Origin of the sequence: Pseudoalteromonas sp. AOP7-A1-14, from assembly GCF_052376275.1 — a bacterium.
In the GTDB taxonomy this organism is placed as follows: Bacteria; Pseudomonadota; Gammaproteobacteria; order Enterobacterales; family Alteromonadaceae; genus Pseudoalteromonas.
The window spans coordinates 1-368 of sequence record NZ_JBQSVO010000304.1 but is presented as its reverse complement, the minus strand read 5'-3'; the positions used below and the strand labels follow the sequence as shown (position 1 = coordinate 368).

Annotated in this window: 1 pseudogene; it reads right to left on the bottom strand. The window is 42.7% G+C overall.

The annotated features are described in order from the left end of the window. Positions 1–368, bottom strand: a pseudogene (locus ACT3RM_RS18230) (IS21 family transposase); the annotation flags it as partial.

Sequence of the window (368 nt, the reverse complement as noted above, 5' to 3'; positions counted from 1 at the left end):
CCTCCCGGTATCATGCTGCTATAAGCGCTCAAGCTGTGTTGCTTTATTGTTATTGTGGGTATGTTTGATGCAATCACTAAAAATTGCGCTTCACATTCTCGGATGGCCGGTAATTGTCGCTGAGTAATTGACGCTGCTACAAATCGTCCTAATTGACGTTCGCACCCACTTTGTTTTGCTAAATGGAGCAGTTTTACCATGTAATAGCTCGCTTCATCCGCTAAAAGGTGGGCATTAACGTATTCCCAAATAGCTTTGTAATTGTCGCTTGGAAGTAAGTCGTCACGTAGTTGTGAGTAGCGAAATGCCAATGGTTTTTTAACCAGTGCGTCAATAACATGCAAGTAACTAATATTACGTGCACGGCA